Annotated in this window: 1 protein-coding gene and 1 pseudogene; both read right to left on the bottom strand. The window is 65.9% G+C overall.

Annotated elements, in window-relative coordinates:
- Positions 1 to 648: pseudogene (locus tag APH44_RS28725) on the bottom strand (electron transfer flavoprotein subunit alpha/FixB family protein); the annotation flags it as partial.
- A complete protein-coding gene (gene dgcB / locus APH44_RS28720; protein ID WP_054895652.1) occupies positions 648 to 2,603 on the bottom strand; it encodes a dimethylglycine demethylation protein DgcB in 1,956 nt (651 codons plus the stop codon). The pseudogene APH44_RS28725 and the gene dgcB, both read right to left, overlap by 1 nt.
- Positions 2,604 to 2,616: the final 13 nt, after the last annotated feature.

Genomic DNA, 2,616 nt, shown 5'->3' with positions numbered 1-2,616 from the left:
GCACTGGCCGTCCTTGATCTGCCAGACCCGCGTCGCCGGGCGCTCGCCCAAGGCGGCGCCCAGACGCCGACCCAGTTCGCCGCCACCGGTGCGGCTGTCGGGTAATAGCCAGTGCCGTGGCGCGAACTGGTTATCCACAGCCCGCAAGCCCTGGACAAGCTGTTCGGGCACATAGCCTTCGAACGCTTCGCCTTCAATGACCAACAGGCGGTCGACGCCGGCTGTGGAAAAGTTGCTTTCCTTGTGTTCACCGAACACCACCGCCAGCACGGCACCGTCAGTGCCGGCAAGGCTGCGGGCAAGGCCGAGCAGGTCGCGGTCGTGGCTGCCGAGGCGGCCACCGACCATGTCAGGCACCACGGCGATGTAGAACGCCGGATCCGCCACTTGATGCAAGGGCAATTGCACCTCGGCGGCTGCCGTGCGCCGACCACCGATCGCCGTGCCCTGCTGGGCGCCACTGCGGTCGATACGCTTGAGGCCACTGGGGCCGATGAAACCGGCGGCGATGGCGTGAGGATTCTTGCGCATGAGCCCATGGGGGCCCATCCAGCGGGTCTGTTGCGTCTGCATCGCCGCGTGCAGCGGATGCAGGCGGTTGCGGGCAATCCACTCGGCGCGGGGATCGCGGCGGATGATGTCGCTCATCAGTGCACCTCTGCAGGTTCACGTTTTACCAGGTTCGGTTTGCTCACGGCGGCGGGGGCGTCGTCCTCGATCAGCACGTCGGCGACCAGCTCGGCCAGGTCCTTGATCTGTGGCCGCGGTTCGACCACACCTTCAAGCATTGCCGTGCACTGTGGACACCCCACCGCCACCAGTTCGGCCTCGGTCTCGCGGATATCGTCCATGCGCATGTCGGGAATGCGCTGCTTGCCTGGGATGTCGGTGATCGGCGCACCGCCGCCACCGCCGCAGCAACGCGAACGGAAGCCCGAGCGCTGCATCTCGCGCACCTCGATACCCAAGGCCTTGAGCACGTCGCGCGGGGCTTGGTACTCGCCGTTGTAGCGCCCCAGGTAACACGGGTCGTGGTACGTCACGCTACCCCCCTTGTGCTGGCCGAGGTTGAGCTTGTTGGCGGCGATCAACTCGGCGATGTAGGTGCTGTGGTGCTGCACCTGGTACTCGCCGCCCAGGGCGCCGTATTCGTTCTTCAATACATGGAAACTGTGCGGATCGCAGGTGACGATGCGCTGGAAGCGGTATTGGCCCAGGGTCTGGATGTTGCGCCTGGCCAGTTGCTGGAAGGTCGCTTCATCGCCCAGGCGACGGGCCACGTCTCCGCTGTCGCGCTCCTCCAGGCCCAGCACGGCGAAGTCCACACCCGAGGCCTTGAGCACCTTGACGAAGGCACGCAGGGTGCGCTGGTTGCGCATATCGAAGGCGCCGTCACCGACCCAGAACAACACCTCGGTGGTCTTCACGTCCGACAGCAGTTTCAGGTTCAGGTCGGCGGCCCAGTTCATCCGCCCACCGGGGTTGAAGCCGCCGGGGTTGTCGGTGGCGATCAGATTGTCCAGCACCTCGGCGCCTTTGTTCGGCGTCGCGCCCTTTTCCAGCGTGAGGTGACGACGCATGTCGACGATGGCATCGACGTGCTCGATCATCATCGGGCATTCCTCGACGCAGGCGCGGCAGGTAGTGCACGACCACAGCGTCTCGGCATCGACCAGGCCGTTGACGATCGGCTGGTGTGGATGACCGCCGTGCTCACCCACCGGTTTACCGGGGTACGGGCTACCGGCAAAGGTCGCATCGGTGCCGCCGGCCAGGCCGATGACCATGTCCTGGATGAGCTTTTTCGGGTTCAGCGGCTGGCCGGCGGCGAATGCCGGACACATCGCCTCGCACTTGCCGCACTGCACGCAGGCGTCGAAGCCCAACAGTTGGTTCCAGGTGAAATCGACCGGTTTCTCCACACCCAACGGTGCGTTCGGGTCTTCCAGGTCGAGCGGCTTGAGGCCAGTGGAGCGACCGCCACCGAAACGCTCGGCACGGCGGTGCCAGGCCAGGTGCAGGGCACCGGCGAAGGCGTGCTTCATCGGCCCGCCCCAGGTCATGCCGAAGAACAGCTCCGACACACCCCACAGCACGCCCAGGCCGAGAATGCCGACCATCACCCAGCCGCCGGTATTGGCCGGCAGGATGCCCGCGACCGGCAAAGTGGCGATGAAAAAGCTCGCGGCGAACACCAGCAGGCTTTTCGGCAGGCGCATCCACGGGCCCTTGGACAGGCGCGCGGGCGGATTCAGACGACGCTTGAAGACGAAGATCGCGCCGCTGAACATGATCACCGTGGCCACCAGCAGTGCATAGCCAAGGATCTTGCTCTGCAGGCCGAAGCCGTGCACCAGGATCGCCAGCAGCGCCGACAGCACGAAACCGCCTGCGGTGGCGACGTGGGTCTTGGACATGTACTTGTCGCGTTCGACCACATGGTGCAGATCGACCAGGTAACGCCGCGGCATGGCCAGCAGGCCGCCGAGCAGGTCGACCTTGCTTGGCCGTCCGCGCCGCCACATGCGCACGCGGCGCAGGGCGCCGAGCACCGCCAGGGCGAGTGCGGCGAACAGCAGGATCGGTAGAAGGGTGTTCAACATGGGAGGCTCCCAC

Origin of the sequence: Pseudomonas sp. NBRC 111143, from assembly GCF_001320965.1 — a bacterium.
Taxonomy (GTDB): Bacteria; Pseudomonadota; Gammaproteobacteria; order Pseudomonadales; family Pseudomonadaceae; genus Aquipseudomonas; species Aquipseudomonas machongensis.
Note: the sequence above shows the minus strand (reverse complement) of the source record. Positions and strands in the feature narration are given on the sequence as shown.

Bases quoted from the DNA above. Each gene is read 5' to 3' on its own strand.
- dgcB (WP_054895652.1), bottom strand. From the start codon at position 2,603: ATGTTGAACACCCTTCTACCGATCCTGCTGTTCGCCGCACTCGCCCTG.